This window comes from Mycobacterium sp. IDUB_5, from assembly GCF_055419565.1.
Window position 1 is genome coordinate 562,140 of record NZ_JBVAXX010000002.1, and the last position, 17,645, is coordinate 579,784.

21 protein-coding genes are annotated in these 17,645 nt (G+C 66.8%); 7 read left to right on the forward strand and 14 right to left on the reverse strand.

Annotated elements, in window-relative coordinates; all coding sequences use genetic code 11:
• Nucleotides 1-62: 62 nt before the first annotated feature.
• The gene (locus tag ACZY1G_RS07890; protein ID WP_463822062.1) at nucleotides 63-848 is read left to right on the forward strand and encodes a hypothetical protein; all 786 of its coding nucleotides are present in this window, start codon (nucleotides 63-65) and stop codon (nucleotides 846-848) included.
• Between the two features lie 6 nt (nucleotides 849-854).
• On the opposite strand, the gene ACZY1G_RS07895 is transcribed toward ACZY1G_RS07890, so the two are convergent.
• Together ACZY1G_RS07895 and ACZY1G_RS07900 are read right to left on the reverse strand one after the other, a co-directional pair.
• Nucleotides 855-1,451, reverse strand: a complete 597-nt coding sequence (locus ACZY1G_RS07895) for a GNAT family N-acetyltransferase (RefSeq protein ID WP_463822230.1) — start codon at nucleotides 1,449-1,451, stop codon at nucleotides 855-857.
• The gene (locus ACZY1G_RS07900; protein WP_463815157.1) at nucleotides 1,448-1,894 is read right to left on the reverse strand and encodes a hypothetical protein; all 447 of its coding nucleotides are present in this window, start codon (nucleotides 1,892-1,894) and stop codon (nucleotides 1,448-1,450) included. Before ACZY1G_RS07900 ends, ACZY1G_RS07895 begins: the two co-directional genes overlap by 4 nt.
• A gap of 25 nt (nucleotides 1,895-1,919) precedes the next feature.
• Between ACZY1G_RS07900 and ACZY1G_RS07905 the strand changes: the two genes are divergently transcribed.
• Complete coding sequence (locus tag ACZY1G_RS07905; RefSeq protein WP_463822063.1) at nucleotides 1,920-2,366, forward strand: cupin domain-containing protein; 447 nt, start codon at nucleotides 1,920-1,922, stop codon at nucleotides 2,364-2,366.
• Here the strand turns inward: ACZY1G_RS07905 and ACZY1G_RS07910 are convergent.
• Nucleotides 2,356-3,081: a 3-keto-5-aminohexanoate cleavage protein gene (locus tag ACZY1G_RS07910; protein WP_463822064.1), complete on the reverse strand. Its 726-nt coding sequence runs from the start codon at nucleotides 3,079-3,081 to the stop codon at nucleotides 2,356-2,358. The two genes, ACZY1G_RS07905 and ACZY1G_RS07910, sit on opposite strands and share 11 nt — an antisense overlap.
• Nucleotides 3,082-3,272: 191 nt before the next feature.
• Here ACZY1G_RS07910 and ACZY1G_RS07915 point away from each other — a divergent pair, with 191 nt between their 5' ends.
• The 3 genes from ACZY1G_RS07915 to ACZY1G_RS07925 are packed head-to-tail and all read left to right on the forward strand — an operon-like array spanning nucleotide 3,273 to nucleotide 5,435.
• The gene (locus tag ACZY1G_RS07915) at nucleotides 3,273-4,220 is read left to right on the forward strand and encodes a cyclopropane mycolic acid synthase family methyltransferase (protein ID WP_463822065.1); all 948 of its coding nucleotides are present in this window, start codon (nucleotides 3,273-3,275) and stop codon (nucleotides 4,218-4,220) included.
• 52 nt (nucleotides 4,221-4,272) lie between these two features.
• Nucleotides 4,273-5,169: a cyclopropane mycolic acid synthase family methyltransferase gene (locus ACZY1G_RS07920; protein WP_463815153.1), complete on the forward strand. Its 897-nt coding sequence runs from the start codon at nucleotides 4,273-4,275 to the stop codon at nucleotides 5,167-5,169.
• Between the two features lie 56 nt (nucleotides 5,170-5,225).
• On the forward strand, nucleotides 5,226-5,435 hold the full coding sequence (locus ACZY1G_RS07925) for a hypervirulence associated TUDOR domain-containing protein (protein WP_463815152.1): 210 nt from the start codon (nucleotides 5,226-5,228) through the stop codon (nucleotides 5,433-5,435).
• Nucleotides 5,436-5,504: 69 nt separating this feature from the next.
• Here ACZY1G_RS07925 and ACZY1G_RS07930 read toward each other — a convergent pair whose 3' ends face one another.
• Complete coding sequence (locus tag ACZY1G_RS07930; RefSeq protein WP_463822066.1) at nucleotides 5,505-6,389, reverse strand: amidohydrolase family protein; 885 nt, start codon at nucleotides 6,387-6,389, stop codon at nucleotides 5,505-5,507.
• A gap of 54 nt (nucleotides 6,390-6,443) precedes the next feature.
• The gene (locus tag ACZY1G_RS07935) at nucleotides 6,444-7,859 is read right to left on the reverse strand and encodes an aldehyde dehydrogenase family protein (protein ID WP_463822067.1); all 1,416 of its coding nucleotides are present in this window, start codon (nucleotides 7,857-7,859) and stop codon (nucleotides 6,444-6,446) included.
• 105 nt (nucleotides 7,860-7,964) lie between these two features.
• Between ACZY1G_RS07935 and ACZY1G_RS07940 the strand changes: the two genes are divergently transcribed.
• Nucleotides 7,965-8,150, forward strand: coding sequence for a hypothetical protein (locus tag ACZY1G_RS07940; protein WP_463815847.1), 186 nt, complete (start codon nucleotides 7,965-7,967; stop codon nucleotides 8,148-8,150).
• A gap of 59 nt (nucleotides 8,151-8,209) precedes the next feature.
• A complete protein-coding gene (locus ACZY1G_RS07945; RefSeq protein ID WP_463815149.1) occupies nucleotides 8,210-8,629 on the forward strand; it encodes a hypothetical protein in 420 nt (139 codons plus the stop codon).
• Here ACZY1G_RS07945 and ACZY1G_RS07950 read toward each other — a convergent pair.
• The 9 genes from ACZY1G_RS07950 to ACZY1G_RS07990 form a co-directional block, all read right to left on the reverse strand.
• Nucleotides 8,617-9,333: an SDR family oxidoreductase gene (locus tag ACZY1G_RS07950; RefSeq protein ID WP_463822068.1), complete on the reverse strand. Its 717-nt coding sequence runs from the start codon at nucleotides 9,331-9,333 to the stop codon at nucleotides 8,617-8,619. The genes ACZY1G_RS07945 and ACZY1G_RS07950 overlap by 13 nt on opposite strands.
• The gene (locus ACZY1G_RS07955; RefSeq protein ID WP_463822069.1) at nucleotides 9,326-10,300 is read right to left on the reverse strand and encodes a 3-oxoacyl-[acyl-carrier-protein] synthase III C-terminal domain-containing protein; all 975 of its coding nucleotides are present in this window, start codon (nucleotides 10,298-10,300) and stop codon (nucleotides 9,326-9,328) included. The genes ACZY1G_RS07950 and ACZY1G_RS07955 overlap by 8 nt, the downstream gene beginning before the upstream one ends.
• Nucleotides 10,297-10,545 (reverse strand): acyl carrier protein, encoded by a 249-nt coding sequence (locus ACZY1G_RS07960; protein WP_463815146.1) that lies wholly within the window; start codon nucleotides 10,543-10,545, stop codon nucleotides 10,297-10,299. Before ACZY1G_RS07960 ends, ACZY1G_RS07955 begins: the two co-directional genes overlap by 4 nt.
• A gap of 13 nt (nucleotides 10,546-10,558) precedes the next feature.
• Nucleotides 10,559-10,813 (reverse strand): biotin/lipoyl-containing protein, encoded by a 255-nt coding sequence (locus tag ACZY1G_RS07965; RefSeq protein ID WP_463815145.1) that lies wholly within the window; start codon nucleotides 10,811-10,813, stop codon nucleotides 10,559-10,561.
• Nucleotides 10,810-11,790 (reverse strand): alpha-ketoacid dehydrogenase subunit beta, encoded by a 981-nt coding sequence (locus ACZY1G_RS07970; protein ID WP_463815144.1) that lies wholly within the window; start codon nucleotides 11,788-11,790, stop codon nucleotides 10,810-10,812. The genes ACZY1G_RS07965 and ACZY1G_RS07970 overlap by 4 nt, the downstream gene beginning before the upstream one ends.
• Nucleotides 11,787-12,686: a thiamine pyrophosphate-dependent dehydrogenase E1 component subunit alpha gene (locus tag ACZY1G_RS07975; protein WP_463815143.1), complete on the reverse strand. Its 900-nt coding sequence runs from the start codon at nucleotides 12,684-12,686 to the stop codon at nucleotides 11,787-11,789. Before ACZY1G_RS07975 ends, ACZY1G_RS07970 begins: the two co-directional genes overlap by 4 nt.
• 186 nt (nucleotides 12,687-12,872) lie before the next feature.
• Nucleotides 12,873-14,213, reverse strand: coding sequence for an ammonium transporter (locus ACZY1G_RS07980; protein WP_463815142.1), 1,341 nt, complete (start codon nucleotides 14,211-14,213; stop codon nucleotides 12,873-12,875).
• A gap of 110 nt (nucleotides 14,214-14,323) precedes the next feature.
• Nucleotides 14,324-17,191 (reverse strand): MMPL/RND family transporter, encoded by a 2,868-nt coding sequence (locus ACZY1G_RS07985; RefSeq protein ID WP_463815140.1) that lies wholly within the window; start codon nucleotides 17,189-17,191, stop codon nucleotides 14,324-14,326.
• Nucleotides 17,188-17,634: an MmpS family transport accessory protein gene (locus ACZY1G_RS07990; protein WP_463815139.1), complete on the reverse strand. Its 447-nt coding sequence runs from the start codon at nucleotides 17,632-17,634 to the stop codon at nucleotides 17,188-17,190. The genes ACZY1G_RS07985 and ACZY1G_RS07990 overlap by 4 nt, the downstream gene beginning before the upstream one ends.
• Nucleotides 17,635-17,645: the final 11 nt, after the last annotated feature.

The window sequence follows — 17,645 nt, forward strand, 5'->3', positions numbered from 1 at the left end:
TGGCTTCATGACCGGGTCCTAGCGTCGCGACCAGTCCAGGTTCCCACGACGAAAGAGGTCCCATGGCCAACGATGATCGCCCGCACGAAGATTCGACGGTCGAGCACACCGATGACACCCCCGAGACCGATCGCATCCCCGAATCGCAGCCGCACTACGGACCCCCTGTCGCGGCGCCCGAAGCGAAGGGACGCTGGGCTGCGGTACGCGAACCCGCGCGCCGGCACCCGGTCGGTGCAGCCGTCGGCGCTGCCGCCGCGGGTCTGGTGATCGGGTTTCTGGGCGGCACGCTGGCCGACGCGCATCCGATGATGTCGCTGTCGGTCGGCACCGCGGCGGTCGCGCAGCCCGCGCCACCCGGCCCGGGCTTCTGGGGGCCGGACGGCCCGGGTGGTCCGGGGGGACCCGGCGGTCCAGGGTGGGGTCCGGGCGGACCGGGCCGGCACGACTGGGGCCCGGGCGGGCCCGGCGGACCAGGTGGCCCTGACCGAGGACCGGGCGGGCCCGGCGGACACGATAGAGGCCCGGGCGGTCCGGGCGGTCCGGGCGGTCCGGGCGGTCCGGGCGGACCTGACGGTCCCGGTGGTCCGGGCGGTCCGGGCGGACCTGACGGTCCCGGTGGTCCGGGCGGTCCGGACCGAGGACCCGGACGGGACGCACCTCCGCCGCCTCCCCCCGGCGGCCCCGACGGTCCCGGTGGCCGCGGCGGCCCGGGTGGCCCCGGCGACCAGGCACCGCCCCCGCCCCCTGGTGGACCCGCGGGTCAGGCGCCCGCTCCGGCCGGCCAGGCGCCGGCCCCGAGCACCCCGCCGCTGCCCGCCGAACGCGGGGCCACACCTGCGGCGTGAGGAAAGTCAGCCGTTGCGGTCCAACCGAAATCGGAGGTTGGACCGCACGGCAGGCCATTCGATGTCGAGGATCGAGTACACGACCGTGTCGCGTCGTGAGCCGTCGGGCAGTATCTGGTGGCTGCGCAGGATGCCGTCGAGTTTGGCGCCGAGTCTCTCGATCGCGGCACGGCTGTCACGGTTGAGGTGATGGGTGCGCAGTTCGACTGCGACACAACTCAAGTCATCGAACGCGTGGCCGAGCATCAACAGCTTGGTCGCGGTGTTGACCGCGGTCCGCCGCACGGATGCGACGTACCAGGTGTGGCCGATCTCCACGCGACGATTCGGCCCGTCGACGTGAAGGTAACTCGAGGACCCGACGACCGCACCGGAGCGGTCCCGCACCACGAACGTGAGCCCCGTCTGCGGGTCCTGCACCGCCAACCGGCCGGCGACCCACTGCCCGGCCTCCCCCGCCTTCGGCGCGGACGTGAACCACAGGCCGCCCAGTTCCCCGTCGGCGGCCACGGCCTCGATCTCCGCGACATGGTCATCCCGCAGCGATTCCAGCGACACCCCGTGCTCACCGGTCAGCTCGACCGGCTCGACGAAGCCGTTCACCCTCTCCCACCAACGATTCCGGTCGAGCGCTTCCACGCCGCGAGCATCGTCCAGATCGACAGCAGCACCGCCGCGGCCGCCACGCCGCCGACCACGTAGAGGCCGTAGGCGGCCGACACCGGCGGGTACACGTACAGCCGGTAGAACCACACCGCCAGCACCACCAGGATCACCGAAATCGCCAGCGCCGCAGTCGAAGCCATCCGCGCCGAGACTCCCCGCGCCGCCATCGCGCCGGCCACCACCAACGCTGAGGCCAACAACACGACCAGTTGCCCGACACCGAACCCGGGCGGTGGCACCGGCATCGCACCGGCCACCCCACCGATCCCGTTGGCGCGCCCACCGCCCCCAGCTGAGGACCGCAGCCACGGCAACCAGGCGCCGACCGCCACCACCAGCGCGCACACTGCCACCAGCCAGCCGGGACGGGCGCGAGACATGGGCAAAGACTACTAGGGTGGGCCGATGAGCGATCTCCCCGAATGGGCGCGTCGGCTGAACCTTTCCCCGCACCCCGAGGGCGGATGGTTCACCGAGACGTGGCGCAGTGAGCTCACCGTGCCCGAGTCGGCACTCCCATCGGACTACAACGGCAGCCGCAACGCAGGCACCGCCATCCTGTTCCTGCTGATGCCCGGCCAGCAGTCGGTGTGGCACACCGTGCGCAGCGCCGAACTGTGGCTGTACCACTCCGGCGGCCCGCTACTGCTCGACGTCGGCGCGGAGCAGGACGGCGCCACCACCCACGTGCTGGGCACCGACATCCTCGCCGGCGAACATCCGCAGTTCGTCGTGCCGCCGGGCCACTGGCAACGCGCCCGCCCCCAGGGCGACCAACCCTGCCTGGTCAGCTGCGTCGTCGTCCCCGGCTTCGACTTCGCCGACTTCGCCCTCGGGGCACCTACCGACTGAGCAGCTCGACCGCGGCCGCGACCAATGCCGCGTTACCGCCGGCCACGGAGCCATCGGGCAGGAGCAGCGTGTCCTCCATCCCGATGCGGGTCTGCAACCCGCGCGCGCCGGCGTGCTGCAGCAGCGGCCAGCAACTCTCGTCGAGCCCGTGCAACAGCACCGGGGCAGGCGATTCCGCCGCGGCGACCTGAGCCAGCACCTCGTCAGCCGTCGCGACGTCGCCGTCGGCACCCAGCTCGACCATCACCCGCAGGCAGTGTGCGGCCACCTCAGAGCTCCCCCACGCCTGCGCCGCCTCGACATGAAAGATCCCGGCTTCTACGCCGATCCCACGGGACAGCAGAAGCTCGGCAAGCTCGGGCGAACCCGGTTCATGCCAGTTCACCGACGCGAAATCCGGTAGTACAGACCAGCTTTCGATTGCACGGCGGCGCTCCTGCGCGTCGGGCAGCGCCCAGAATCCCGTCGTCACGCCCAGAGGCAGGCCGGGAACGGCTTCCCGGACTGCCGTCACGGCTGACGCCACGTCGGCGGCCAGCAGCGAGTCGACGCCCCGCGCGTCCTTGGGGTGCAGGTGCACGGCACGCGCACCTGCGGCGTGGGCGGCCACCGCTTCGGCCGCCAACTGATCGGGGGTCACCGGTAATCCCGAGTGCTGATCCGGGGTGCGCGCGCCGTTGATGCACGCCTTCACATAGAACGAGGGCTCGGCCATGCCGACCATCTTGACGTCCCGCCGACGTTTTGGCAGTTTTCGATTGGCTCTTGTTCCGCACGCCGCCTGCCGATGCGCGCAGAGGAAAGGTATGGTCGGCGGCGGAGCCAGTTTCTCGTGGCCGGGCGGGTCAGCAGCGTACCCGTGCCGTGTGCCGCAGGTGAATCTCGAACTCAGATGAGGATGGACGAATGTCGAACACCGAAACCGATCAGCCGCAGGGCACGGCCCAGTCGAAGTGGCTCTCGAAGTCCGCGTCGGAGACCCGCGGCTCGGACAAACAAGAGGTGCAGTTCCACTACGACATCTCCAACGACTTCTTCCGGCTGTGGCAGGACCCCAACCAGGTCTACAGCTGCGCCTACTTCGAGCAGGACGACTACACCCTCGAACAGGCTCAGATGGCGAAGATCGACCTGTCGCTGGGCAAGCTCGGTCTCAAGCCCGGAATGACGCTGCTCGACATCGGCTGCGGCTGGGGCGCGACGATCATGCGCGCGGTGGAGAAGTACGACGTCAACGTCATCGGCTTGACGCTGTCGGAGAACCAGAAGGAACACATCGAGAACCACTGGTTTGCCAGCTCCACCAGCAAGCGCAGCATGGAGGTGCGCCTGCAGCCCTGGGAGGAGTTCGAGGGCCAGGTCGACCGGATCGTGTCAATCGGCGCGTTCGAGCACTTCGGCTTCAACAAGTACGACGACTACTTCAAGAAGACCTACAGCTGGATGCCCGACGACGGCGTCATGATGCTGCACACGATCATCATCCCCGAGGATGAGGAGATCAAGGCCAAGGGACTGCCCCTGACCATGTCGAAGGTGCGGTTCATCAAGTTCATCATGGATTACATCTACCCCGGTGGCCGCTTGCCGCTGGCATCGATGGTGCGCGACCACGCGATCAACGCCGGGTACACGATCACCCGCGAGCAGCACCTGCAGCCCCATTACGTGAAGACTCTCGACGCGTGGGCCTCGAACCTCGAGAACAAGAAGGACGAGGCCATCGAGATCACCTCCGAGGAGATCTACGAGCGGTTCCTCAAGTATTTGCAGGGCTGCGCCGACCTGTTCCGGGACGGTTACACCGACGTCGCGCAATTCACCTGTGAAAAGCAGGCATTGACGTCTGTGTAGTAATTTGAGCAGGTCCGCCGTCTGTGCGGATGAGATGGAGGTCGGTCGGGGAATGGGTAAGGGCTCTGCAGGGCGGTCCGATACGAGCAAGGACATGACGCCTCACTTCGAAGAGGTGCAGGCGCACTACGACCTCTCCGACGAGTTCTTCGGTTTGTTCCAGGATCCGTCCCGGACCTACAGCTGTGCGTACTACGAGCGTGAGGACATGACGCTCGCCGAGGCCCAGATGGCCAAGATCGATCTCGCGCTGGGCAAGCTCAACCTCGAGCCGGGTATGACGTTGCTCGACATCGGCTGCGGGTGGGGCTCGGTGCTCCAGCGCGCGGTCGAGAAGCACGACGTCAACGTCGTCGGGTTGACCCTGAGCCGCAACCAGTGCAAGTTCGCGCAGGAACTGCTCGACGGTCTCGACACCGACCGCAGCCGCCGGATTCTGCTGCGCGGCTGGGAGCAATTCGACGAACCCGTCGACCGCATCATCAGCATCGAGGCGATCGAGGCGTTCCCCCAGGAGCGCTACGCACCGTTCTTCAAGATGTGCAGCAGTGTGCTGCCCGATGGTGGCCGCATGCTGCTGCAGGCCATCCTCGGGCACCCCTTGAAGAAGTGGCCGGAGCTGGGGATTCCGATCACGATGACGGACCTGAAGTTCATGCGGTTCATCGCCAAGGAGATCTTCCCCGGCGGTTCGGTGCCCGGCGAGGAGAACATCGTCGAGCTGTCCAGCCAGGCGGGCTTCACCCTCGAGCAGACGCAGTTCCTCAACGCCGATTACGTGCGCACGCTCGACACGTGGGCCGAAGCGCTCGAGGCCCATCACGACGAGGCAGTCGCTGCGACCTCGGAAGAGGTGTACCACCGCTACATGAAGTACCTGGTCGGCTGCAGCGACTTCTTCAACCGCGGCGTCAGCGAACTGGGCCAGTTCACCCTCGTCAAGAGCTGACCCACCGTCACCTTTCGGTCAGGTCTGCCCATCTGCAGGCCGGGTATTCGCCGTGCATGAGCGAATTGCACAAGGGCGACAAGGTCACCTGGCAGAGCCACGGCAACACCGTCAAGGGCACCGTCGAGGAGAAGATCACCTCCGACACCGAGGCGGCCGGGCGCACGGTGCGGGCATCCGACGAAGACCCGCAGTACCGGGTGGTCAGCGACAAGAGCGGAAATGACGCTGTGCACAAGCCCGAATCGCTGAAGAAAAAGTCCTGACGACGGAGCGAGCAGACGCGAACTCGCGCGAATCTGGCCTGATTCAGGCGAGTTCGCGTCTGCTCGCGGTCATGGGGTGACCCCGAGGACTCGGAGCGCGTTCTGCTTGTAGATCAGCGGCAGCGCCGCGGGGTCGACGTCTAGGGTGTCGAAGTCGCGGCGCCAGCGGTCGAGTTGCAGATACGGGAAGTCGGTCCCGAACAGTGCCTTGGTGCGCAACTGCCGGCTCAGCGCGTGCACCAGCTGCGGCGGGAAGTACTTGGGGCTCCACCCTGACAGGTCGACGAAGACGTTCGGCTTGTGCGTGGCGATCGAGATCTGCGCATCGACCCACGGGACCGCCGGGTGGGCCATCACGATCGTCAGCTCCGGGAAGTCGGCGGCGACGTCGTCGAGCAGCATCGGGTCGCTGTAGCGCAGCTTGATGCCGTACCCGCCGGGAAGCCCTGACCCCATCCCCGTCTGCCCGGTGTGGAACAGCGCTGGCACACCGGCTTCGGCGATCGCGTGGTAGATCGGGTAGTAGGTGCGATCATTGGGTTCGAACGCCTGCATGCTGGGGTGGAACTTGAAGCCCTTGACGCCGAAATCGCGCACCAGCTCGTGCACCCGGTGCACCGCATGCCGGCCCTGATGGGGATCCACGCTGCCGAACGGGATCAGCACGTCGTTGTTGCGCTCCGCGCCGAGCACCAGGTCCTCGATCGAGTTCGGCATGTGCCGCATCCCATGCCGAGCGTCGATGGTGAACACGACCGCGGCGGTGTTGTGCTGGCGGTACTGGTCGGCGATGGCATCGACACTGGCGACGATCCCGGGCGGCATCTTGAAGTACTTCGCCGTCGCCTCGATCAGGACGTCGTCGTACGCCCGGTGCCCATGCCCGTCGATCTCGACATGGGTGTGGATGTCGATGGCGTCGACGCGGTCGAAATCGATGTTGCAGGTGTACATTTCGCCGCTTTCTCTCACGCTTTCGGTGTCGCTGGTCCTTCTCGGCGTGACCGACTACACCGACATCACGGCCTTGATCTCGAGGTACTCGTCGAAGCCGAACCGGCCCCATTCGCGGCCGTTGCCGCTGCGCTTGTACCCGCCGAAGGGTGCCGCGATGTCGAAGGCGTGGTTGATCGCGACCGAACCGGCTCGGATGCGCTTGGCGACGGCGCGGGCCTGTTCGGCGTCGGCCCCCGAGACGTACCCTGCGAGTCCGTACTCGGTGTCGTTGGCGATCTCGACGGCGTGGTCGAGATCGTCGTAGCCGAGGATGCACAGCACCGGCCCGAAGATCTCCTCCCGCGCGATCGTCATGTCGTTGGTGACGTCGGCGAACACCGTCGGTCTGACGTAGTACCCGGTATCGAGACCGTCGGGGCGACCGGGTCCACCGGTGACCAGCGTGGCCCCCTCGTCGATGCCGCGGGCGATGAGGTCCTGGATCTTGTCGTACTGGGCCCTCGACGCCACGGGCCCGATGGCCTTCTTGTCCGCGGGATCGCCGACGCGCACGGCCTGCGCGGCCTCCCTCGCCGCGTCGACGGCCTCGGTCATCCGCGTCGCAGGAACGAGCATGCGTGACGGGGCGTTGCAGCTCTGGCCACTGTTGAGCATCATCGCCGTCGTTCCGGCGGCCACGCTCTTGGCGAATCGATCGTCGTCGAGCACGATGTTCGGGCTCTTGCCGCCGAGTTCCTGCGTCACCCGCTTGACCGTGGCGGCAGCGTTCTTCGCGACCTCGACGCCGGCGCGGGTCGACCCCGTGAAAGAGACCATGTCGATGTCGGGATGCGCGGACAGCGGTGCCCCCACCCCGGGACCGTCGCCGTACACGAGGTTGTACACCCCTGCAGGAAGCCCAGCCGCAGCGAGGATCTCAGTGAAGATCTGCGCCGAATACGGTGCCACCTCCGACGGCTTGAGCACCATCGTGCAGCCAGTGGCCAGCGCGGGGAACACCTTGCAGGCGATCTGGTTGAGGGGCCAGTTCCACGGCGTGATGAGACCACACACACCGATCGGCTCACGAACCACATGTGTGTTGCCCTGCTGCTCGTCGAACGCGAAGGTCTTCAGTGTCTCGATGGCCGAGAGCAGGTGGCCCAGCCCGAGGTTGACCTGAGGTCCCGATGCGAGCGCCGGAGGCGCCCCCATTTCCTCCTGCACCGCGTCGGCCAGGTCACCAGCGCGGGCGCGGTACTCGGTCAGGATCGCCGACAAGATCTCGAGCCGGTCGTCCCGGCTGGTCTGCGACCACGAGGCGAACGCCCGCCGGGCGGCCTGGACGGCGACGTCCACGTCCGCCGAGGAGCCCAGCGCGATGCGGCCGGTGACCTCCTCCGTGGACGGATCCTCGACGTCGAGGGTGTTGGGCCGCACCGGCGGGACCCACTGACCGTCGATGTAGAACTCGAGATATTCGCGCATGCCACCACTGTTCCTCACCGGGCCGACGTTCGGGCGCCTTCGGCGGCACGCCTTTGGTCGGTTTGGTTTTGACGGAACTGGTAATTCCTTCCATGCAATTGTGACGTGAACATGACCCGGAAGATCGGATTGACCATGATCGTGCTCGGCATCATCCTTCTGTTGATCGGCTATTTCACCAGCCTGTCGATCCTCTACACGATCGGCGCCATCCTTGTTGTCGTCGGCGTCGTGCTGTGGATTCTCGGCGCGGTGGGCCGTCCCGTCGGCGGGCGAAAAGTCTGGTTTTAGCGGGCCGACACATGCCGCCAAAGCCCACGGGCTTTGGCGGCATGCGTCATCGTTGATGCATGACCCCTCAGAAAGTCCCCAGCCCGAAGGAGATCAGGGCAGCGGCGCAGGCGGCGGCAGATGCGGCCCAGACGGTCGCGACCACTGCGATGCGCATCCCGCCCGCCTCCATTCAGCTGGCCGCTGAGATGCCCGACCTGATCGAGAACCTGGCGGCAGCCACGGCGCGTCTCAATGCGGTGATCGACCGAACCGAACGGTATCTGGCGCTGGCCGATCCGATGTTGCGCACGCTCGACGCGCTACTCCCCCAACTCGAAGCCCTGGTGGCCACCGGCAACGACGTCTACCGTGCAGTCTCCACGATGCCGGGCGTGTCCACACTGGGCAGGTTCACCAACCGGGGTGCCGCAGAACCACCCCGCGAGGAGAAGCCGCCCCGGCGGCGCGCTTCACGCTCGAAACCTCACCCCACGTAGATCGTGTCGCCGGTCGGCAGCGGTGCGTCGACCGCTGCGACGATCGCTGCGGCGAAGTCCGCGACCGTCGGCAGGGACCCCGCCGCGCGCCGGGCCGCCACCGCGTCCGGGTCGACGCGCTGGAGCAGCCGCAGTGCCACCGACCCTTCCAACAGATCCCCCGAGACCACCACGAACCTGATGCCCTTATCGTCGAATTCGTGCTGTAGCCCACGCAGGGCCACCTCACCGGCGTGTTTGCTTTCCGCCACCCCTGCGTAGCCGGCGATGGGCACCGGTTGACGATCGAAGAAATGCGCGGGATGGCTGGTGACGAACACGATCACTGCCCCGGCCGGCATGATCGCCATGGCCCGCCGCGTGAGGTCCACCTGCGCGTCGCGGTTGAGCCGCAGGGCGTAGCCGGCGTCGGCGTGGCGCTCCAGACCACCAGAAGCGTTGAGCACCAATACCTTCAGCGTTCCCAGACGGGACACCTGGTCGAACATCGCGCTCACGGCCTGCTCGTCGCAGAGGTCCGCCTGCACCGCCGTCGCGCCGGCACCCGTCTCACGCACTGCCGTGACGACCTCTGCGGCGCGACGCTCCTTCTCCCGGTAGTTGACCACAACGTGCCGGCCGGGACGCGCCACCCCGACGGCGACGTCGGCGCCGACCCCGCGGGAGGCGCCGGTCACGAGGACGACGTCGGGACGATCACCCATCCGGGTCGAGGCCGGCGTCGGCGAGGTCGGCGTCGTAGTCGTCGAAGTCGTCGAAGTCGTAGTCGACCATGACGCCTCCCCACGCCTCACCGGCACCGTAGGCGACGAGCAGCGCCCGGCCCGCGGTGGGAATACTGCCGCGGCGCAGTGATTCACCCAGTGCGAGCGGGATCGATGCCGCCGAGGTGTTGCCGAAGTTCTCGACGCAGTCCACGAACACCGCGTCGCCGATCTCGGCTTCGTCGCGGACCCGTTGCAGGATGCGCGAATTGGCTTGGTGGCCGATGACGATGGCCGGTTCGACGTCACCGTCCTGCAGGATCTTCGCCGTCTCGGTCATCGTGCGGACGGCGCGATGGTAGACGCGGATACCGTCGAGTGTGATTCCTTGACCGACCTGACCGCGCATCAGATCCGCGCCCGCGCCGTCGGATCCGGCATGCCAGCGATGCTTGCGGAACTCCGGCCGGGGGGCGATCAGGACCGCGCCGGCGCCGTCACCGAACAGCGGCCCCGTATTGCGGTCGGTCTTGTCCAGCATGCGCGACATCGCCTCGACGCAGCACACGATCACCGCCGAACCGTCGCCGCCGTCGCACAGGCTCAACCCGGAGATCAGACCGTAGATGAAACCGCTGCACGCCGCGGACATGTCGAAAGCCAGGATGTCCTGGGGCAATCCGGCCTTGGTGGCCACGCGCTGGGCGATCCCGGGCACCGCGCCGCCGGCCGAACTGCTCACCACGAGCAACGCGGCGATTCGGGTGCCCTCGTGCCGGGCGACCAGCGGCGCGCAGACGCGCGCGGCGACATCGTCGAGGGCTTCGTCGTCGTCCATCCACCACCGCGCAGCCACTCCGGTGCGGCGGCGAATCCACTCGTCGGTGAGCCCGATGGAGTCGAAGAAGGCGTTCGGGACGTGCTCTCCCGTTGTGGCCGTGACGATGTCGACGATTCCGGCGTTCATGGTGTGCCGATCAGTCCCAGGAAGTAGTTCTTGATGTCGGCGGGGCTGACACACTCGTCGAGGCGCTCGAGGTCGGCTTCGACGCTGAACTCCTTCTCCAGGAGCTCGGTGAGCTCGGCGACATCGAGCGAGTCCAGGTCGAGATCCCAGATCGCGGTGGTGAAGTCGTCGACGCCGGCGTCGGGAGATCGACGCTGGACGATCTTGAGCATGATGGTGTTCATTCGTTCTTCGATGGATGACATCGCCTTCGACCTTTCACCGTCGCTCGTCGAGTTTGTACAACACTGATCCTGACGTCGTGATCGACCTGGCGTCGACCACGATTTCGACTACTGTGCCTGACTTTTCGGCCATCAGGTCCACACTGCTCTTGTCCGTCTCGAGGACGGCTACCACGTCGCCGCGCTCCACGACGTCACCGACGGAGACCAGCCATTCCACGACCAGGGCGTCGGTCAGCCCGTGACCGAAGTCCGGGACGTGGATGTCGATCGTCGAATCCCCGCTCACCGGAACATCTCCTCGATCGCGCGGACGATGGCGGGCTGATCGACCAGGTGGTCGGACTCGAGGTCCGCGGGTGGGTAGATGTGGCGCGGCGGCGCCAACCGGCGTACCGGGGCGGCCAGCTCATGCCAGGCCCGCTCACTCACCGTGGCCGCCAATTCCGCACCGACACCGCAGAATTCGACCGCCTCGTGCACGATCAACAGCCGCCTGGTACGGGAGACGGAGGCGAGTACCGTGTCGACGTCCATCGGTGCGATCCAGCGCAGGTCCACCACCTCGACGTCGACAGAACCGGCCAGGTCGTCGGCAGCGGCCAGAACCTCTTCGAGCACCGCACCCCAGCCGGCCACGGTGATCGCCGATCCGGGCCGGATCACACGGGCGCCGAGCGCCGAGCGGGGTTGCGAATCCGTCCTGGCTTGGCGTCTTCGGTGCCAGTACAGACGTTTGGGCTCGAAGAAGATCACCGGTGAGCCGAGGTGGCACGCGTAGTCGAGCATCGCGGCGGCATCCTCGGGCGACGACGGGTAGGCGACGTGCAGGCCCGGGGTGTGGGCGAACAGCGCCTCGGGGGATTCACTGTGGTGCTCGACCGCGCGGATGCCGCCGCCGACGGGAACCCGTACCACCAGGTGCAGGTCGAGCTCACCGTTCCAGCGAGTGATCATTCTGGCTGCCTGCGTGACGATCTGGTTCATCGCCAGATACACGAAGCCGTCGAACTGGATCTCACAGATGGGTTTGAGGCCGGCCATCGACATCCCGATCGCCTGGCCGACGATCGATGACTCGGCGAGCACGGCGTCGCGCACCCGACCGGTTCCGAAGCGGCTCTGCAAGCCCCGGGTGACCCGGAAGACCCCGCCCAGGCGTCCGATGTCCTGACCGATCAACACGATCGAGCTGTCGCTGTCCATCAGTTCGGACAGCGCGCCGTTGAGCGATTCGGCCAGGCAGCTGGGCCGCGCGGTGGTCATCGACCGAATGCCTCCACCATCGCGCGGCTGTGCGCCTCGATGTCGCGATCGACCTCGGCGAGCCATGCGTCGTCCACGACTCCGGCGCAGTACAGCCGATTTCGGTAGTTCTGCACCGGATCGTTGGCTGCCGCAGCGGCCAACTCCTGCTCGTCGCGGTAGAGCGTGTGCGCATCAGAACTGCTGTGCCCCGCCGTTCTCGTGGTGTGCAGTTCGATCAGACCCGGGGTGCCTGTGGTCTCCACGTGCTCGCGCGCGCTGAGGCACTGCAGATAGGTCCGTTCGGGATCCTCGGCGCGGACGGACCACGACGTGATACCGAAGCCGCGGGCCCGCTCGGCGATGCTCGTGCGCATCTGTTCATGGCTCGGTTTGGAGATCGCCCATCCGTTGTTCTGCACGACGAACAGCACCGGTACCGATTCGACCGCCGCGAGATTCATCGCTTCCGACACGTCGCCCTCGCTGGTCGCCCCGTCGCCGAGATAGACCACCACCATCTCGGAAAAACTCTGCAGCCGACGGGCGATCGCGTAGCCGACCGCGTGAAGCGTCTGTGCAGCTACCACCAACGTGTACGGAAAGAACCGGTGGTGGCGTGGATTCCACCCGCAGAAGGTGCGGCCCGCCCACTGCGCCACCAGTCCGACGCCGTCGATGCCACGCACGATCGCAACAGCGTGTTCGCGATAACTGGGGAAGATGGTGGTGGTCTCACCGATCGCCATTGCCGAGGCCACCTGCGCGGCCTCCTGACCGCGGCACGAAAGCCACAGATCGACACGGCCCTGGTTCTGCAGGCGGACCGCCTCAGCGTCCACGCCGCGCGCGACCAGCATGTGGCGCAGCATTGCGCGGCTGGTCTGCACATTCACAGACGTTGCCAGATCGGTCAATTCAGCACCGCTCCCGTCGGCGTCAACGACTACGACCTACCCAATGACGTCCCGGCGACCAGCCCGGGATGCGTGAGAGACGCTGGTGACTCGACGCTGTGACTGACCTTCGGAACAAGTTCTTAGCTACTGTAACTTACCGCACCGTCGAATACGTCGTGTGCATATATTCACAGCATGGGCACGTCAGTCTTGCTGTGGCGCGTGCCCTCCCGAGGCAGCCGGCCGAGATGCCGTCGGACCAGAGGTGCCGAACACGCCTGCGCGCGGCGGTGCGCCGTGCACGCTGGCATGCCCGTGAACACCTTCGGCATAGGCGGTTTCGGCGTGCTGCGAGAAGTCCACACCCGACACCTCGTCCTCGGCGCTGATGCGGAAGCCGATGATCTTGTCGATCACCATGGCCAGCACGAACGATGCCGCGAACGCGTAGCCCGCGACCACCACGACCGCCACCGCCTGTTTGCCGAGCTGACCGAAGCCGCCGCCGTAGAAGAGACCGCTCGATCCGCCCGTCATCGTTTCCGAGGCGAGAAGACCGATGAGCAGGACCCCCACGACACCGCCGACGAAGTGCACCCCGACCACATCGAGGGAATCGTCGTATCCGAACCGGAACTTCAGACCGATGGCGAACGCACACACCACACCGGCGGCGACACCCACCGCCGCGGCGCCCAACGTGGTGACGGTTCCGCACGACGGTGTGATCGCCACCAGGCCGGCGACCACGCCGGAGGCCGCACCGAAGGTCGTCGGCTTGCCGTCACGGAGTTGTTCGACCGTGAGCCATCCGAGCATGCCCAGGCAGCCGGCCACCAGGGTGTTCAAGAAGATGGCCGCCGCCGTCCCGTTCGCGGCCAGCGCCGACCCGGCGTTGAACCCGAACCACCCGAACCACAGCAGGCCGACGCCGAGGAGGACGAACGGCAGATTGTGTGGCCGCATCGCCTCCTTCTTGAACCCGATGCGTGGCCCCAGCACCAGCGCCAACGCCAACGCCGATGCGCCGGAGACGATCTCGACGACCAACCCACCGGCGTAGTCCAAGACACCCCAGCGCATCATCCATCCGTCGGGCGCCCATACCCAGTGCGCGACAACCGAATACACCACGATCACCCACAGCGGGACGAAGGCCACCCATGCCGCGAACTTGGCCCGGTCGGCGATCGCGCCGCTGACCAGAGCCGCGGTGATGATCGCGAACGTGAGCTGGAACGTCACGAACAGGAGTTCGGGCACCTGTCCGTGCACGGTGTCCGGGGTGATTCCGCCCAGCCCGAGGTGTGACAGGCCCCCGATCACCCCGCCGGCACTGCTGTCCGAGAACGCGAGGCTGTAGCCGGCGAGCAACCACGTGACCGTGACCAACGGGATCGCGATGAAGCTCATCATGATCATGTTGAGAACGCCGGTGGTGCGGACCATCCCGCCGTAGAAGATCGCCAGGCCAGGCGTCATGAGAAGCACCAGGGCAGTGCTGGCCAGCAACCAGGCGGTCGCTGCGGGGTCGATCTGGTTCACGTTCGCACTCCTTCGGGCGGTCCCGAACGAGAATGTCGACCCTTCGTTTCCACTACAAGGCGATCATGTTTCCGACATGTTTCGTACAGCCCCGCCGGTGTGCCCCCTTATCACCCGCCGAGGAGGTCACGCACGGCGCGGCGGGGACCGTAGGGCCGCAACATCTGGCTGGCCGGCCTTGTCCGCACGATCTGCGGCCACCAGAACCAGCGCCCGAGCAGCACCGCGATCGACGGGGTCATGAAGGACCGGACGATCAGGGTGTCGAAGAGCAGGCCGAGACCGATCGTCGTGCCGATCTGCCCCAGCACGACCAGATCGCTGAAGACGAACGACGACATGGTGGCCGCGAACACCAATCCGGCCGCGGTGACGACGCCGCCGGTGCCGGCCATGGCCCTGATGCTGCCGGTCTTGAGCCCGGCACCCACCTCCTCCTTGAACCGGGAGATCAACAGCAGGTTGTAGTCCGCACCCACGGCGAGCAGCAGGATCACCGCCAGCGCCAGCACGATCCAGTACAGCTGGATACCGAAGATGTACTGCCACACCAGAACCGACAGCCCGAACGACGCACCGAGGGAGAGCACCACCGTCCCGACGATGACGGCCGCCGCGACCAGGCTGCGGGTGATGAACATCATGATCAGCAGGATGAGGGCGAGCGCGGCGAGCGCGACGATCAGCAGGTCGTACTTGGCGCCGTCCTGAACGTCCTTGTACGTGGCGGCAACTCCGGCGACGTAGATCTTGGCGTCGGACAGGGGCGTAGCCTTGATCGCGTCGAACGCCGAGTCCCGGATCGCATTGATGTGCGAGATCCCCTCGGGAGTCGCGGGATTGCCCTCGTGGGTGATGATCATCCTGGCGGCCTTGCCGTCGGGTGAGAGGAACAACTTGAGTCCGCGCTTGAAGTCCGGGTTGTCGAACGCCTCGGGCGGCAGGTAGAACGAGTCGTCGTTCTTGGCGGTGTCGAACGCCTGGCCCATCGCCGTGGCGTTGCGCAGCGCCTCCTCGCTCTGGGAGTTGGTGCCGCCGGTGGTCGCGTAGTTCGACAGCGTCAGGTCACGGTTGCGTTCCTGGATGGCGATCTGCGGCGGCAGCAGCGCCAGCAGTTGCGGTTGCAGCGCGTCGAGCTTGTCGAGGCTGGCTGTGATGCTGGTGAACTGATCGGACAGCGCACTGATGCCGTCGAGCGAGTCGAACACCGACCGCAGTGCCGCGCACATCGGGATGTCGAAACAGTGCGGCTCCCAATAGAAGTAGTTGCGCAGCGGACGGAACTGGTCGTCGAAGTTCGCGAGCTTGTCCCGCAGGTCGGTGACGATCGTGACGGTGTCGTGGAACGCCTGGGTCTGTTCGTGGGTCGCGGCCGCACTGGCCTGCTGCAGAGTGAGCTGCTGCTTGAGGATGTCGATCGTGTTGCTGATCTCGGCCGCCTGCTTCATCAGGTCGTTGGCCCGATCCTTCTGATAGCTCAGGTTCATGATCTGGCTGGCACTCTGCGCGCTGATCTGAAAAGGGATGGAGCTGTGCTTGATCGGCGTGCCGAGCGGTCGTGTGATCGACTGCACGAGTGCCACACCCGGGGTGTGCAGCACCGCCTTGGCGACGCGCTCGAGGATCAGCATGTCCGCGGGGTTGCGCATGTCGTGATCGGTCTCGATCATCAGCAGCTCGGGGTTGAGCCGGGCCTCGGAGAAGTGCCGCTCCGCCGCGGCGTACCCGACGACCGCCGGGGCGGTGTCGGGCAGGTAGGGCCGCGCGTCGTAACTGGTCTTGTATCCGGGCAACGCGAGCAGTCCGATCAGCGCGATCGCACACGTCACCACCAGGATCGGCCCGGGCCAGCGCACGATCACCGTCCCGATGCGCCGCCACCCTTGCGTCCGCATCGCCCGCTTGGGCTCCATCAACCCGAACCGGCCGGCCATCACGAGCACCGCCGGCCCGAGCGTCAGCGCGGCTGCGAGCGTCACCAGCACACCGATCGCCGCGGGCACACCAAGGGTCTGGAAGTAGGGCAGCCGGGTGAAATACAGGCAGGCGACCGCACCGGCGATCGTCAACCCGGAGCCGACGATCACGTGAACCGTCCCTCGGAACATGGTGTTGTACGCGACCTTTCGGTCCTCGCCGGCGCCGCGCGCCTCGTGGTAGCGGCCGACGAGGAAGATCGCCCAGTCGGTGCCTGCGGCGATCGCGAGCAGCGTCAGCAGGTTGGTCGAGTAGGTGGACAGGCCGATGAGCCCTGAATTCGCCAGCACTGCAACGACACCGCGCGCGGCGGCCAGCTCGATGGCCACGGCCACCAACACGATCAGCATCGTCACCACCGACCGGTAGACGATGAGCAGCATCACCGCGATGACGAGGAACGTGATGGCCGTGACCTTGTGCGTGCCCGCACTGCCCACTTCGAAGTTGTCGGTGATCAGCGGCGCGGCACCGGTGACGTAGGCCTTGACGCCGGGGGGCGGCGGCATGTCGGCGACCATGTCGCGAACCGCGTCGACGGACTCGTTGGCCAGTGCCTCACCCTGATTACCCGCCAGGTACACCTGCACCAGCGCGGCCTTGCCGTCCTTGCTCTGGGAGCCACCGGCCGTCAACGGGTCACCCCAGAAGTCCTGGATGTGCTGCACGTGGGTGGTGTCCTGCGCCAGGCGCTTGACCAAGGAGTCGTAGTAGCGGTGCGCGTCGGCGCCGAGGGGCTGGTCGCCTTCCAGCACGATCATGGCCGCGCTGTCGGAATCGAACTCCTTGAAGGTCTGGCCGATGTGTCGCATCGCCTGTATCGACGGTGAATCTGCGGCGTTCATCGACACCGAGCGCTCCGCGCCGACGACCTCGAGCTGCGGGGCAGCGATGTTGGTCAGCGCCGCGACAGCGATCCACACCAGCAGGATCGGCACGCACAGCACCCGGATCAGGTGCGCCACCCGTGACGGTTCGACCTCGACGCGGTGCTCACTCATGCGGACTTGTCCAGGCACGAGATGTATCCGTTCACGTTGTCCGTGGTCCTCTCGTCCTTGACGATGCCGTTGACCGTGATCCGGCAGCCGATCGTGTCGCCGTCACCCTGGGCGCGCAGATCGGCGAACAGCGTGGGGTCGTCGGTGGTCAACGTCGTTGACCAGGGCAGGGTGACGTCGTCGGCGCGCTGCGGCTGGGCGTCGGCGTCGAGGTAGTTGATCGTGGCGACGGTCCCCGGCGCGCCGAACACCTCGAACAGCACGCGCTTGGGGTTGTATCCGGTGTTCTCCAGCGCGTCGGCGCTCGGCCGGGACACGGTGTTGTCGGAGCCGAAGATCCCGTGCAGGCGGTACACGCTGAACGTGACGATCGCGACCACCACCACGGTGACGATCACCGTCCAGCGCTTCCGGACGATGCGGCCTACCGACACTCTGCTCACTGCCGAGCTCA

Bases quoted from the DNA above. Each gene is read 5' to 3' on its own strand.
- ACZY1G_RS07985 (WP_463815140.1), bottom strand. From the start codon at position 17,191: ATGAGTGAGCACCGCGTCGAGGTCGAACCGTCACGGGTGGCGCACCTG.
- ACZY1G_RS07920 (WP_463815153.1), top strand. From the start codon at position 4,273: ATGGGTAAGGGCTCTGCAGGGCGGTCCGATACGAGCAAGGACATGACG.
- ACZY1G_RS07905 (WP_463822063.1), top strand. From the start codon at position 1,920: ATGAGCGATCTCCCCGAATGGGCGCGTCGGCTGAACCTTTCCCCGCAC.
- ACZY1G_RS07955 (WP_463822069.1), bottom strand. From the start codon at position 10,300: ATGAACGCCGGAATCGTCGACATCGTCACGGCCACAACGGGAGAGCAC.
- ACZY1G_RS07925 (WP_463815152.1), top strand. From the start codon at position 5,226: ATGAGCGAATTGCACAAGGGCGACAAGGTCACCTGGCAGAGCCACGGC.
- ACZY1G_RS07945 (WP_463815149.1), top strand. From the start codon at position 8,210: ATGACCCCTCAGAAAGTCCCCAGCCCGAAGGAGATCAGGGCAGCGGCG.
- ACZY1G_RS07950 (WP_463822068.1), bottom strand. From the start codon at position 9,333: ATGGGTGATCGTCCCGACGTCGTCCTCGTGACCGGCGCCTCCCGCGGG.
- ACZY1G_RS07970 (WP_463815144.1), bottom strand. From the start codon at position 11,790: ATGACCACCGCGCGGCCCAGCTGCCTGGCCGAATCGCTCAACGGCGCG.
- ACZY1G_RS07910 (WP_463822064.1), bottom strand. From the start codon at position 3,081: ATGGCCGAGCCCTCGTTCTATGTGAAGGCGTGCATCAACGGCGCGCGC.
- ACZY1G_RS07935 (WP_463822067.1), bottom strand. From the start codon at position 7,859: ATGCGCGAATATCTCGAGTTCTACATCGACGGTCAGTGGGTCCCGCCG.
- ACZY1G_RS07930 (WP_463822066.1), bottom strand. From the start codon at position 6,389: ATGTACACCTGCAACATCGATTTCGACCGCGTCGACGCCATCGACATC.
- ACZY1G_RS07900 (WP_463815157.1), bottom strand. From the start codon at position 1,894: ATGTCTCGCGCCCGTCCCGGCTGGCTGGTGGCAGTGTGCGCGCTGGTG.
- ACZY1G_RS07915 (WP_463822065.1), top strand. From the start codon at position 3,273: ATGTCGAACACCGAAACCGATCAGCCGCAGGGCACGGCCCAGTCGAAG.
- ACZY1G_RS07960 (WP_463815146.1), bottom strand. From the start codon at position 10,545: ATGTCATCCATCGAAGAACGAATGAACACCATCATGCTCAAGATCGTC.
- ACZY1G_RS07890 (WP_463822062.1), top strand. From the start codon at position 63: ATGGCCAACGATGATCGCCCGCACGAAGATTCGACGGTCGAGCACACC.